We start from the raw sequence: 13,044 nt of genomic DNA on the forward strand, positions 1-13,044 counted from the left end.
TGGCGGCGCGCCGCGGAGCACGGTGAGGCACAGGCTGCGGGAGGCAACGGATGGACGAGGCACGGGCACGGAAGGTCCTGGACGCCGCGGGGCTCACGGCGGGCTCCGACACGGGCGCCGAGCTCCTGGCCCTCGGCGAGAACGCGGTGTTCGCCGTGGGCGACCTGGTGGTCAAGGTCGGCCGGGCCGCGCCGGAACTCCTCGACCGGGCGCGGCGCGAACTCGCCGTCGGCGGGTGGCTGCGGGACGCCGGGGTGCCCGCGGTGCGGCCCGCCGAGGACGGGCCGCGGCTCGTCGAGGGACACCCCGTGACGGTCTGGCACCGGCTGCCCGCGGCCGTGCGGCCCGCCCGCCCCGGCGACCTGGCCGCGCTCCTGCGGCTCGTGCACGCCCTGCCCGCGCCGCCGTTCGAGCTGCCGCGCCGTGAGCTGCTCGGGGGTGTGGAGCGGTGGCTGCGCCTCGCCGGGGACGCGATCGACCCCGCCGACGCGGACTACCTCCGGGAGCGCCGGGACGGGTTCGCGGCGGCCGCCGCCGCGCTCGTGCCCCGGCTCGCGCCCGGGCCCGTGCACGGGGACGCGCTGCCGCGCAACGTCCTGGTGGGGCCCGAGGGGCCCGTCCTGGTGGACCTGGAGACGTTCTCCTCGGACCTGCGTGAGCACGACCTGGTCGTCATGGCGCTGTCCCGTGACCGGTACGGGCTCGGGGACGACGCGTACGACGAGTTCACCCGGGTGTACGGGTGGGACGTGCGGGAGTGGGAGGGGTGCGGGGTGCTGCGCGGGGCGCGGGAGACCGCGAGCTGTGCCTGGGTGGCCCAGCACGCGCCCGCCAACGCCGGGGCGTTGGCCGAATTCCGCCGCCGCGTGGCCTCGCTGCGCGAGGGCGACACGACGGTCCGCTGGCATCCGTTCTAACCCCTCGCGGCACGCCCCTGACCCGCCCCTTCCCGCTCCGGGGGCTGCCGCCCCCGTACCCCCCGCCTTTTCGGCGCTCCGCGCCTCGTCCTCAAACGCCGGACGGGCTGGAACTGTCGCCGGTTGCGGCAGGATTTTCAGCCCCTCCGGCGTTTGAGGAGCGGGGGTCTGGGGGCGGAGCCCCCCAGGAAGCGGGAAGGGGCGGGATGGGGGAACCCCCCGTTAGGGCACCCGCGCCGGCTCCCGCAGGGGCCACGTGCCGTCTATCTCCGCCGTGGGGTCGCCCTTGCGGCGGAGGAAGGACTGGAAGTCCGCGGCCCACTGCGCGGACCACTCCACCTGGCGCCGGTGCAGCTCCGCCGGGCCGAGGTCGGCGACCTTGGCGTGGCGGTCGGCTATCGCGCGGGCGAGCCGCGCCGCGGCGAGGGCGTCGGACGCGGCGTCGTGGGCGGACTCCAGGACCACGCCGTACTCCCGGCAGACCGCTTCGAGGTTGCGCTTGCCGCGGCGGTAGCGGTCCACCGAGCGATCGATGGTGTACGGGTCGATCACGGGCGCGGGGTCGGCCCCGCCGAGCCGGTCGCGCAGCGGCGCGAGCCCGTGCCGGCGCAGCTCGGCGGCCAGGAGGGTCAGATCGAACGCCGCGTTGTACGCGACGACCGGGACGCCCGACTGCCAGGCGGACGCGAGGACGTCGGCGATCGCGTCGGCGACCTCCGCGCCGGGCCGCCCCTCGGCGGCGGCCCGCTCGTCGGTGATGCCGTGCACGGCCACCGCGTCCGGCGGGATCGGCACGCCCGGATCGGCGAGCCACTCGCGGCGGCCCAGCTCCTGTCCGGCCCTGACCTCGACCACCGCCCCCGTGACGATCCGCGCCTCGGACGGATCCGTGCCCGTCGTCTCCAGGTCGAAGCCGATCAGCAGCTCTCGGTGCCAGCCCATGGCCGCCCCCTTCGTCGTGGTGCGTTCCCCCAGTGGCCTCCACGATCCCATGCGCCACTGACAATGAGATGGCCGGATTCCGCTACCCGTCCCGGACGCCGTCCTACGACACCGGGCGCGAGTCCGCCCAGGCCGTCTCGAACTCCTCCCGGTACGTCGCGAAGAGGCCGTGCTCGCCGAGGTCGTCCGCCTTGACCACGCGGCCGCCGCCGCGCAGCACCAGGACCGGCGCCTCCATGCCGCGGGTGCGCCGCAGATAGGACTGGACGACCGCGATGCCGTCCGAGCCGTCGCCGTCGACCAGATAGGCCGTGAAGCGCGGGGTCTCGTCGAAGACCTGGATCTCGAAGGCGCCGGGGTCGCGCAGGCGTGACCGCACGCGCCGCATGTGGAGGATGTTCGACTCGACGGCGCGGCTCAGCTCGCCCCGCTTGAGGCCCAGTTCGCGCTCCCGGCGCTTGACCGCGCTGCTCGCGGGGTTCAGGAAGAGCAGCCTCACCCGGCAGCCGGACTCGGCGAGCCGGACGAGGCGGCGGCCGGAGAAGTTCTGCACCAGCAGGTTCAGGCCTATGCCGATCGCGTCGACGCGGCGGGCGCCCCCGAAGAGGTCCTCCGCGGGGAACTGCCGCAGGAGCCGCACCCGGTCCGCGTGCACGCCCACGACGTCCGCGTACCGGTCGCCGACGAGCTGCTCCACGGCGTCGACCGGCAGGCGCCGCGCGGAGGGCGCGTCCGAGCCCGCGCCGAGGATCTCCAGGAGGCGTGCGGAGGCGCGCTCGGCCTGGGCGAGGACCGTCGGGGACAGGGCACGGTTGCGCGAGACCACGTTGCGCGTGACCTCCAGCTCGTCCAGGGCCAGCTCGACCTCGCGCCGGTCGTCGAGGTAGGGCTCGAAGCACGGCCAGTGCTGGACGACCAGCTCGCGCAGCTGCGGCAGCGTCAAGAAGCTGAGGACGTTGTCGTCGGCCGGGTCGAGGAGGTAGCCCTTGCGGCGGCTCACCTCGCGCACGGCGACGGCCCGCTGCACCCACTCCTGCCCGGCGGGGCCCGCGGCGGCGACCACCCAGTCGTCCGCGTGGACGGGTTCGTAGACGGGACGCAGAACAGCGGCCACGACCGCGCGCAGCCGCTGTTCCACCAGGTTCAGCCAGATGTAGGCCCGCCCGGCCCGCTGGGCGCGCGTGCGCACCTCGCGCCAGGCATCGGCGTCCCAGTCCAGTTCGGGTCCGATCTGGGACACCGGTTCCATCGGCCGTGCCAAGGACACCGCCGAGGACGGGACGTCCGCGGAGCTCCCCTCGTGACCCTCGTCACCAGGGGGCAGCTCGCGCCCCTCCGAGCTCACCCGTGCACCGCCTTCCGCTCCCCCGCGCTCTCCCCCGGTCAACGATCAAGGAAGAGTACTCCGGGACCGGCGCGCGGTGCAGCCGGATGGGCAGGGTCGTGCCGCAACTTCAGGTTCGCGGCCGTCCGTTCACGCCCGAGAGGTCCTGCGGAGTGAGCGGGTTCATGGCCGTGACGTCGCGCGGGGCCAGCGAGAAGCCCTGCCAGTGGACCGGCATGGGCTGCTGGTCCTCGTCGCGCGCGATGTGGTGGAAGCCGATGTTGACCCAGCTGATGGGGTGCTTCAGGGTCTCGCCGTTCGCCCACTTGTCGACGCTGGCCGGGTAGCCGTTCGGGCACCCGATGTTGTTGCTGGCGTACTGCTCGCACTTCTTGTAGTCCGTGAAGAACACGTCGTGCCGCGTGAACGGCCGGCCCGCGTGCTTCTGGCTGGCCCCGGGCACGAACTCGTAGCTGCGGGGGTGGCCGTCCTTGTTCTTGCCCGCCGTGCTGACCACGCGCCACCAGCGCATGTCCTGGCGGTCGCCCGCGAGTTCCTTGGTGATGGGCGTGCGGGTCGTCTTCGTGGTGGGGCTGCCCTGGCCGCTGGGCGGGGTGACCTTGGAGTCGTACTGCTCGACCTTGGACTTGGGCGAGCCGTCCAGACCGAAGTTGAGCCGCCAGAAGACGTTGTGCGAGTGGCTCTCGGCCTTGGCCTGGTCGCCCTTGCCGATGGGCCAGCCGCGGTCGTCGCCGCCGTCGAAGTCGTACGGCGACAGGCTGCCGGTGGCGCCCACGTTGGAGTGGATGGTGCCGTCCGACGAGAAGCGCCACTCGGTGATGTACTCGTACCAGGAGGCCTTGTTGACGGTGTAGACGAGCAGGTCCTTGCCCTGGGCGGCGTAGACCTTGCCGCTGCCGCCGGTGCTCGCGTCGTTGTTGAGACGGTAGGCGTGCCCCCGCGCGCGGGTGGTGGTGCACAGGCCCGGGACGTTCCCCCCGTCCGGGACCTTCACCGTCTTGATGGTGCCGCCGGGGCATTCGCTCGTCTTGAGCTTCTGCAGCTTCCGGCCGAAGTCGGTGCCCGTGACGTCGTCGAACTCGGCCTCGCCGTCGTCGTAGGGCACGTGGATCTGGGCGAGGCGGGCGCTGGTCAGCACCGGGATGGGCTTGGGCTCGCTCTTGGGCTGGTAGCTGATGTTGTCGAGGATGAGCCCGGAGTACGTGTTGTAGTGCCAGCACATGCGCCAGGTCGTGCCGCCGTCGAGGGTCTGCTCGATGCGGTAGTCGGCGCTGCATCCGGCCGCGGGCGCCCGCGGTGCGGCTCCGGGGGCCGCGGTGGCCGGGCCCGCGGTGGTTATCGCGGCTCCCAGGAGCGCGGACACCGCAAGGGCCGTACCGGCCGCCTTACGGGCGCGCGGGAGTCTGTTGCCGTGCGAGACGTGCATGCGAAGGAGGCTCCTTCGGTCAGGAGGGCAGAGGTGTGCGGATGCCCTTGTGCGGGCGGTCAGCGGACGCGGCCGACGTGGCGGTCGCTGAGGTCGACGATGAAGGCCCGGGTGTCGATCCACGGCCCGTTCTTGACCTTGGCCACGACCTGGATGCAGCGGTGCTTGCCGCAGTCCTGGAGGTCGGCGGGGACGCTGTCGAGGGTCTCCTTGCGGAACACGAAGCCGCTCAGGTCCAGGTCGGAGGGGCCTTCCAGCTTCTTCCCCGTGGCCTTGTCGTAGTCGTCCCGCAGGCCCTTGCCGTGCTCGTCGGCGATCAGCAGCCGCGCGGCCTCGGTCAGCTCCTCCTCGCTGGGCGGCGGCTGGACGTTCTGGGCGGTGTTGGTCGACTCGACCTTGCCGGTCTTCAGGTTCACCGTCTTGGCGACGACGGCGTCCTTCTTGTAGTCGTAGTAGACGATCTCGGCGCGGCGCGCCGCGTCGTCCCCGGTCGCCCCCGGCTCGTTCTCCGCGAGGTTCGTGGACAGGCGCTCCGGCCCCCGGTCGCCCTCCACGTCCCGGGCGCGCGAGCGCAGGCCGTTGCTGTCCAGGGCTATCTTCTGGGCCCGCGCGGTCTCGGCGTCGGTCAGCGGGTCGCTGCCCACCCCCTCGGAGCCCTCCTCGGGCGCGGCCTCCACGGTGCCGTCGGGCGCTACGGCGTCCTGGCGCGAGGAGCCCGCGGCCGTGCTGCGGTCGGACTCACCCGCCCCCGCCCGGTCGGGCAGCGCGACGGCCACCAGCGCCGCGGTGGCCGCCACGGCGAGGGCACCCCCCGCCACGACCTTCCCGAGGTGGCGTCTGACTAGATTGCGCACATCCTCCCCCAATCTCCCCTCATGGGCCCAATTCATGGGCATGTCGAGTATGTGGTCAGTCGGTTAGACGGGCTCAACTCCTCGGTGGTTGCCCCACTTTCGAGCACACTCTGGCCAAGGCGGCCCCCACGGGAGCGACGAGCATGGAAGAGTCGTGGACATGCAGGTCTGGCCTGGGCAGGCGTATCCCCTCGGCGCCGCGTACGACGGCGCCGGTACGAACTTCGCGGTCTTCTCCGAGGCCGCGGATCGAGTCGAACTGTGCTTGCTGCACGACGACGGTTCGGAGACCGCCGTGGAACTGCGCGAGTCCGACGGCTTCGTGCGGCACGCGTACCTGCCCGGCGTCATGCCGGGCCAGCGGTACGGCTTCCGTGCGCACGGCCCGTACGCGCCCGAGCGCGGGCAGCGCTGCAATTCGGCGAAGCTGCTCCTTGACCCGTACGCGCACGCGGTGAGCGGCGCGGTGGACTGGGGCGAGGAGGTGTACGGCTACCGGTTCGACGCCCAGGACGAGCGCAACGACCTGGACTCCGCGCCGCACATGATGACCTCGGTGGTGGTCAACCCGTACTTCGACTGGGGCGACGACCGTCCGCCGCGCACGCCGTACAACGAGACCGTGATCTACGAGGCCCATGTGAAGGGCCTGACGATGCTGCACCCCGAGCTGCCGGACGAGCTGCGCGGCACCTACGCGGCCCTCGCGCACCCGGCGGTCATCGAGCACCTGACGCGGCTCGGCGTGACCGCCCTGGAGCTGATGCCGGTCCACCAGTTCGTGAACGACCACCGGCTCGTCGACATGGGCCTGAACAACTACTGGGGCTACAACACGATCGGCTTCTTCGCCCCGCACAACGCGTACGCCTCCTGGGGCGACCGCGGCCAGCAGGTCCTGGAGTTCAAGTCGGCGGTCCGCGCGCTGCACGAGGCGGGCATCGAGGTCATCCTGGACGTCGTCTACAACCACACGGCGGAGGGCAACCACCTCGGCCCGACGCTGTCGTTCCGGGGCCTGGACAACGCCTCGTACTACCGCCTGACGGACGACCCGCAGTACTACATGGACACCACGGGCACCGGCAACTCACTGCTCATGCGCCATCCGCACGTACTCCAGCTGATCATGGACTCGCTGCGGTACTGGGTCACCGAGATGCACGTGGACGGCTTCCGCTTCGACCTCGCGGCGACGCTCGCCCGGCAGTTCCACGAGGTGGACCGGCTGTCCTCGTTCTTCGACCTGGTGCAGCAGGACCCGGTGGTGAGCCAGGTGAAGCTGATCGCCGAGCCCTGGGACGTCGGCGAGGGCGGCTACCAGGTGGGCAACTTCCCGCCGCTGTGGACGGAGTGGAACGGCAAGTACCGCGACACCGTGCGGGACCTGTGGCGCGGCGAGCCGCGCACCCTCGCGGAGTTCGCCTCGCGGCTCACCGGCTCCTCGGACCTGTACCAGGGCGACGGCCGCCGCCCGCTCGCCTCGATCAACTTCGTGACCTGCCACGACGGCTTCACCCTGCACGACCTGGTGGCGTACAACCAGAAGCACAACGAGGCCAACGGCGAGGACAACCAGGACGGGGAGAGCCACAACCGCTCCTGGAACTGCGGCGCCGAGGGCGAGACGGACGACCCGGACGTCCTCGCGCTGCGCGCCCGGCAGCTGCGGAACTTCCTCGCCACCCTGATGCTGTCCCAGGGCGTGCCGATGCTCAGCCACGGCGACGAGTTCGCCCGCACCCAGGGCGGCAACAACAACGCCTACTGTCAGGACAACGAGGTCGCCTGGGTGCGCTGGCCCGACGGCGAGAACACGCTCCTGGAGTTCACGCGCGCGATGACGTGGCTCAGGCGCGACCACCCGGTGTTCCGCAGGCGCCGGTTCTTCCACGGCCGTCCGGTCGAGGGCACCCACGACGAGCTGTCGGACATCTCCTGGTTCACTCCGGAGGGCGAGGAGATGACCCAGGAGGACTGGGACGCGGCCCAGGCGCGCGCCCTGACGGTGTTCCTCAACGGCAACGCGATCTCCGAGCCGGGGCCGCGCGGCGAGCGGATCACCGACGACTCGTTCCTGCTGATGTTCAACGCGTCCCCGGACCCGCTGGAGTTCGTGGTGCCGGTCAACCAGGGCCAGCAGTGGCAGGTGGTGGTCGACACGGCGCGTGCGGACGGGGTGCCGCCGGGGACGGGGGCCAAGGTGCGGGCGGGCGAGCGCGTGACGCTGACCGACCGGAGCCTCACGGTGCTCCAGCGTCCGGCGTAGCCGCCCCCGCGGCGCGGTCCACGCGCGCGGGGGCCGCGTTCTCGGCCGGAGCCGTCTCCGGGCGCGCGGCCAGGGCGATGGCGCAGGCCACCGCGGCGGCCGCGCTGCCCAGGGCGAAGGCGGCGCCGGGGCCGTGGGATTCGGCGAGCCGTCCGGCCACGGCGAGGGTGACCGCCTGGCCGCCGACGAAGGCGCTCGCCGCCCACGTCATGCCCTCGGCGAGGCGCCGCCGGGGCACGGCCCGTTCGGTCAGGGCGAAGCCGGTGACGAGGTTCGGGGCGAAGGCGGCGCCGAAGACCGTCACGACGGCGTACAGGCCCGCCAGGCTTTCCGTCCACACCAGGGGGAGCGACAGGAGCGCGGCGGCGGCCGTGGCGGCGCGCCAGCGGCCGTACAGGCCGAAGCGGTCCGGCAGCGCGGCCGTGGACAGGCCCGTGACGGCGCTCATGACGCCCATCGCGGCGTAGACGAGGCCCGCGTGGACCGGCGCGCCGAGCTCCTCGGTGAGCGCCGCGATCCCGGCCCCGCAGGCGCCGAGCAGCACCCCCAGGAAGACGAGCCCTACGCGGACGGCGTACACCGTGCGCGGGAGCGCGGAGCGTGCCGCACGCGCGCGTGGGGCGGCGGCCGGGGCCACGGCCCGCGCTGTCGGGTGCAGGGCGAAGCCGGTGCCGCAGACGGCGGCCAGGAGGGCCGCGAGGGCGAAGGCGTACGCCGGGTGGCCCGCGACGGCGGCGAGGCCGACGAGGGCGGGCCCGAGCACGAAGGACAGCTCGTCGAGCGTGGACTCCAGGGACAGCGCGGCGTTCACCAGGCCGGGCGGGGCGTCCTCGCGGCGCAGCAGCGCCACCGCGCGGGCGCGGGCCAGCGGGCCGATCCCGGGCACGCTCGCGCCCGCCAGGACCGCGAGGGCGAGGAGGACGGGGGTGGGCGGCCGCAGCAGGGCGCCGAGCGCGCAGGCGGCGACGGCGAGGGCGTTGAGCGCGGCGAAGGCGAGGACGACCGGCCGCTGCCCGCGCCGGTCGGCGAGCCGCCCGACGAACGGCCCTGCGGTCACCTGCCCGAGGGCGAGGGCGCACGCCACCGCTCCCCCGGTCGCGAGCGAGCCGCTGGTCTCGCCGACCAGGAGCACGCTGCCGAACTGGATCACGGCCACGGGCAGCCGCCCCAGGAACGAGATCACCGGCAGCGCGGCCCCCGTGACCGCCAGCACCGCCCGGTAGGAGCCGGCGGCGCGCCGGACCCGGCCGCCCCGCACGCCCCGTCCGCACCGCGCCTTCTCCGTCATCGTCGGACGCTATCGACGCTCCTTCGGACCCGCGCATGCGTCGAAGGCACAAAAGCCGCCCGGGCGGGTACGTACGTTCGCATGACGTCTCCGCGCCCCGCGCCCGATGTCCCGCAGCCGCCGACCGCCACGTACCGGCTGCAGCTGTGTCCGGAGTTCCCCTTCGCGGCGGCCGAGGCCGCGGTGCCCTATCTGGCCGCGCTCGGGGTCTCGCACCTGCATCTGTCGCCGGTCCTGGAGGCGGTGCCCGGCTCCGCGCACGGCTACGACGTCGTGGACCACGCGCGCGTGCGCGGCGAGCTGGGCGGCGAGGCGGGCCTGCGGGCGCTCGCCCGCGCGGCGCGGGCGGCCGGGCTCGGCCTGGTCGTGGACATCGTGCCGAACCACATGGCGGCCGATCCGCTGCACAACCGCGCGCTGTGGGAGGTGCTGCGCGACGGGCCCGCGTCGCCGTACGCGCGCTGGTTCGACGTGGACTGGGCGGCGGGCGGCGGGCGGCTGCTGCTGCCCGTGCTCGGCCACCGGCTCGGCGCGGACCTCGCGCAGCTGCGCGTCGACGGCGGGGTGCTGCGCTACCACGACCGGGTGTTCCCGCTGCGCGCGGGCACCGAGCGGCTGCCGCTGCCGCGGCTGCTCGACGCGCAGTGGTACCGGCTCGGCTGGTGGCGGCTCGCCCGCACGGAGCTCAACTACCGGCGCTTCTTCACCATCTCGGACCTGATCGCCGTACGGGTGGAGGACCCCGAGGTGTTCGAGGCGACGCACGCCACCCTCCTCGGGCTGCTCGGCGAGGGCGTCGTCGACGGCCTGCGCGTCGACCACCCGGACGGGCTCGTGGACCCGGGTGCGTACCTCGGGCGGCTGCACGAGGCGACGGGCGGGCGCTGGACGGTCGTCGAGAAGATCCTGGCCGACGGCGAGCGCCTGCCCGCGGCCTGGCCGGTGGCGGGCACCACCGGCTACGACGCGCTGCGGCACGTCGACGGGGTGCTCACGGACGCGGCGGGAGCGCGTGAACTGCGGGGCCGCTACCGCAGGTTCGCCGCGGCGCCCGCCGACCGGGGCGGCGACTGGCGGGCGACCGTGCGGCGCGCCGCGTACGAGGTCGTCATGCGGGAGCTGGCCGCCGAGGTGGACCGGCTGACGCGCGAGGCGGACGCGCTGTGCGCGACGGACCCCGGCCTCAGGGACCACGCCCCGTGGGCGCTGCGGACGGCACTGCGGGAGCTGCTCGTGCGCCTGGAGGTCTACCGTCCGTACGCGCGCGGGGGCGCCGACCCCGCGACGGTCCTGACGGCGGGCGCGGCCGCCGAGGCCAGGCGGGTGTTCACGGTGCCCGAGGAGGCCGAAGCGGTCGACGCGGTCAGGGACTTGGCCCTCGGCAGGCGGGGCGACGACGAGCGGTGCGCGGCGTTCCGGGCGCGGTTCGCGCAGACGGCGGCGGCCCTGCGGGCCAAGTCCGTGGAGGACACCGCGTTCTACCGGTACGTGCCGCTCCTGTCGGCGGCCGAGGTGGGCGGCGAGCCGGGGCGGCCCGCGCTCGACGTGGCGGAGTTCCACGCGTACTGCGCGCGCGTGCGGCGGGACTGGCCGTACTCCGGCACGGCCCTGACCACCCACGACACCAAGCGCAGCGCCGAGGTGCGGGCGGGCATCAGCGTGCTCACGCAGGCCCCCGAGCGGTGGGACGCGCTGCTCGCCGAAGTGACCCGGCAGACCGCGCGGGCGCCCGACCCCCAACTGGCCTGGGCGGCCTGGCAGACGGCGGTGGGCTTCGCCCCGGCCGCGCGCGGCGGGTCCGGCGACTACGGGAGGCGGCTCCAGGAGGCCCTGCTGAAGCACGTGCGGGAGGCGGGCCTGCACACGAGCTGGACGGAGCGCGACGAGGGCTACGAGGGGGCCGTGACGGCGTTCCTGGCGGCGGGTCCGTGCGGCCCCCTGCTGGACACGGTGGCCCGGTTCGCGGCCGAACTCGCCCCGCACGCACGCGTGAACGTCCTCAGCGGCGCGCTGCTGCACCTGACGATGCCGGGCGTGCCGGATGTGTACCAGGGCACGGAGCGCGCCTTCCATGCCCTGGTCGACCCCGACAACCGCCGCCCCGCGGCCTTCGACGCGGGCCTGCTGGAGGGGCTCGGCGCGCGGCGGGACTCCTGGGACCTGTCGGACGAGAAGCTGGCGGTCACCGCGGCGGCGCTGCGGCTGCGCGCGCGGCGGCCCGGCCTGTTCGGCGGCGGGAGCACGTACGAGCCGCTGACGGCGTCCGGCCCCTGTGCGGCGCACTGTCTGGCCTACTGCCGCTCCGGGGGCGTGGTGGTGGCCGTGACGCGGCTGTCGCGGCGCCTCGCGGACGCGGGCGGCTGGCGCGACACGGCTCTGTCGCTGCCCCGGGGGGCGTGGACCGATCTGCTCACTCCGGGGCGCGAGTTCGCTGGACGCACGCGCGTGGACGAGCTGCTCGCGCCGCTTCCGGTGGCTCTTTTGGAGCGCGTCTGACAGCGGGCGCCGGGGGCGCGCTCCGCCCGGAGCGGGGCATACCGGTCCGTGGATGGGACGGATGGAGCGAGCGGAGCCGTGTGTACCAGGCGTGGGCTCCGTGGAGCCCGCCTTCAGGGTGCTTGACACGCGTACCGCCGCGTGGCGTACTGCGGATTGCGTCAGCGGACCAGTCGGGGGTGAGTCAACTGGCGGCGAACCGCTATCCCAGTGTTCCCGAACTCGTCGTGTCCGCGCGGGAGCTGGCGGCTCACCGTCCTGATCTGTGCACGCTGCGCCAGGTCGGCTCCTCGCGCGCGGGCCGCCCCCTGCACCTGCTGTCCGTCGGGCACGGTCCGCGCGCGGTGCTCGTGGTGGCGGGCGCGCACGCCAACGAACCCACGGGCGGCTCGACCCTCGTCGCCCTCGCCGAGTGGACGGTGCGCGACGCCGCGCTGCGCGCCGACACGTCCTGGCACTTCCTGCTGTGCGCCGACCCGGACGGCGCGCACCTGCACCGCACCCCGGCGCCGCGCACCCTCCTGGACTACCACCGGCACTTCTTCCGCCCCGCGGGCCCGGAGCAGCCCGAGTGGTCGCCGTCCGTCCTGCCGCCGGACCGGCTGCCGCCCGAGACCCGCGCCCTGAAGGGCGTCATCGACGAACTGCGGCCCTACTTGCAGGTGTCGCTGCACTGCACCGACCTCGGCGGCAGCTGGGTGCAGCTGACCCGGGACATCCCGGGGCTCGCCGTGCCCTTCGCCGCGTCGGCGGCGCGCCTCGGCATCCCGGTGGAGACGGGGGCGTCGGACGCGGCGGGCTGGCCGGTGTCGGGGCCCGGCGTCCACGTGCTGCCCGGGCCCGGCTCTGCGGCCGCCTATCCGAGCCTGCCGGAGGACGCCCGGCACACCACGTGGCACCACGCACACCGCTACGGCGGCGTGACGGCCATCGTGGAGGTGCCGATGTGGGCGAGCGACATGGTGGACGACATGGCCGTGCACCCGGCGCCCCGGGCGGCCCTGCGCGGCTTCGCCCGGCGCCTGCGGCACGACGCGGGCCTGGTGGAGGACGTCCTCGGCGACGCGCTGCCCCGGCTCCCGGACGCGGACGGGCCGCTGCTGCGGGCGGCCCGGTGGGCGCTCGGCCTGGTGCCGGGGCTCGCCGACGACTGGGGCCGGCTGCCGCCCGCCGGGACGTCGATGGCGTACATCGGCAGCGTGGACGCCTTCGGGCGGCGCCTGCCGCTGCGGGCGGCCGCGATGCTCCTCAGGGTCCTGCGGGAGGCCGACGACCGGGCGGCGCCCCGGCTCGACCGGCTGGTGACGCGGTGGTGCGAGGCGTTCGCCGACCGGTTCGAGGCCCGCTGGGTGCCGCTGGAGCGCCAGGTCGAGCACCAGGCGCGGACGACGGTGGAGGCGGCCCGGCACGCGCGCGTACGGGACGTGTGACGGGCGTCCGGAAGGGACCGGACTCCCCGCTCGTCCGGACGGGACGGGGCTCCCTGCTCCCCGGGCCCACCCGCCCC

The 13,044-nt window shown here is 74.4% G+C and carries 9 protein-coding genes; 4 read left to right on the forward strand and 5 right to left on the reverse strand.

The features are described from left to right. Positions 1–50 precede the first annotated feature (50 nt). Positions 51–917: a phosphotransferase enzyme family protein gene (locus tag AC5WAM_RS10475; RefSeq protein ID WP_495522423.1), complete on the forward strand. Its 867-nt coding sequence runs from the start codon at positions 51–53 to the stop codon at positions 915–917. A 222-nt stretch (positions 918–1,139) separates the two neighbouring features. Here the strand turns inward: AC5WAM_RS10475 and AC5WAM_RS10480 are convergent, their stop codons facing one another. The 4 genes from AC5WAM_RS10480 to AC5WAM_RS10495 form a co-directional block, all read right to left on the reverse strand. Next, positions 1,140–1,859: a 3'-5' exonuclease gene (locus AC5WAM_RS10480; protein ID WP_495522424.1), complete on the reverse strand. Its 720-nt coding sequence runs from the start codon at positions 1,857–1,859 to the stop codon at positions 1,140–1,142. A 103-nt stretch (positions 1,860–1,962) separates the two neighbouring features. Next, complete coding sequence (locus tag AC5WAM_RS10485; RefSeq protein ID WP_138962372.1) at positions 1,963–3,204, reverse strand: DUF5919 domain-containing protein; 1,242 nt, start codon at positions 3,202–3,204, stop codon at positions 1,963–1,965. A gap of 109 nt (positions 3,205–3,313) precedes the next feature. Then, positions 3,314–4,630 (reverse strand): copper amine oxidase, encoded by a 1,317-nt coding sequence (locus AC5WAM_RS10490; RefSeq protein ID WP_366795389.1) that lies wholly within the window; start codon positions 4,628–4,630, stop codon positions 3,314–3,316. A 59-nt stretch (positions 4,631–4,689) separates the two neighbouring features. Beyond that, entirely contained in the window at positions 4,690–5,427 is a 738-nt protein-coding gene (locus tag AC5WAM_RS10495; RefSeq protein ID WP_366795391.1) for a Tat pathway signal sequence domain protein, read from the reverse strand. Positions 5,428–5,644: 217 nt separating this feature from the next. Here AC5WAM_RS10495 and glgX point away from each other — a divergent pair, with 217 nt between their 5' ends. Next, a complete protein-coding gene (gene glgX, locus AC5WAM_RS10500) occupies positions 5,645–7,753 on the forward strand; it encodes a glycogen debranching protein GlgX (protein ID WP_495522425.1) in 2,109 nt (702 codons plus the stop codon). Here the strand turns inward: glgX and AC5WAM_RS10505 are convergent. Beyond that, the gene (locus AC5WAM_RS10505; protein WP_495522426.1) at positions 7,728–9,041 is read right to left on the reverse strand and encodes an MFS transporter; all 1,314 of its coding nucleotides are present in this window, start codon (positions 9,039–9,041) and stop codon (positions 7,728–7,730) included. The two genes, glgX and AC5WAM_RS10505, sit on opposite strands and share 26 nt — an antisense overlap. A gap of 81 nt (positions 9,042–9,122) precedes the next feature. On the opposite strand from AC5WAM_RS10505, the gene treY reads away from it, so the two are divergent. Both treY and AC5WAM_RS10515 read left to right on the forward strand, forming a co-directional pair. Further along, positions 9,123–11,537 (forward strand): malto-oligosyltrehalose synthase, encoded by a 2,415-nt coding sequence (gene treY, locus AC5WAM_RS10510; protein ID WP_495522427.1) that lies wholly within the window; start codon positions 9,123–9,125, stop codon positions 11,535–11,537. 179 nt (positions 11,538–11,716) lie between these two features. Then, on the forward strand, positions 11,717–12,967 hold the full coding sequence (locus AC5WAM_RS10515; RefSeq protein WP_495522428.1) for a M14 family zinc carboxypeptidase: 1,251 nt from the start codon (positions 11,717–11,719) through the stop codon (positions 12,965–12,967). The last annotated feature ends 77 nt before the right edge of the window (positions 12,968–13,044 follow it).

It is taken from the genome of Streptomyces sp. JLYT201, from assembly GCF_059448825.1.